The organism is Opacimonas viscosa (assembly GCF_024199005.1).
Taxonomy (GTDB): Bacteria; Pseudomonadota; Gammaproteobacteria; order Enterobacterales; family Alteromonadaceae; genus Opacimonas; species Opacimonas viscosa.
The window spans coordinates 1-224 of record NZ_JANATA010000377.1 but is presented as its reverse complement, the minus strand read 5'-3'; the positions used below and the strand labels follow the sequence as shown (position 1 = coordinate 224).

The 224-nt window shown below is 61.6% G+C and carries 1 protein-coding gene; it reads right to left on the bottom strand.

Translation table 11 applies throughout. From position 1 onward, the window contains the following. The coding region (locus NLF92_RS13985; RefSeq protein ID WP_254102882.1) for a malate:quinone oxidoreductase at nt 1–224 on the bottom strand (224 nt) is incomplete at both ends.

Below are 224 nucleotides of genomic sequence, written 5' to 3'. Positions count from 1 at the left end.
CACGTTGCCGCGACCTTCTGGTTGCGGTCGCGGCCTTCCATCATCAGCGGCACCCACTGCTTGATCTGGTCGTAGTCTTCCGAATACTGCATGCCGCGGAACAGCGGGCTCGCCTGCAGCGCTTCGTAGCGCTTCTTCAGGAAGCGGACGTTGTCGTCGCCCCACACGAAGCTCATGTGCGGCGTCGAGTTGATGAACGAGTGCGGATTCTTCAGCACGCCCTG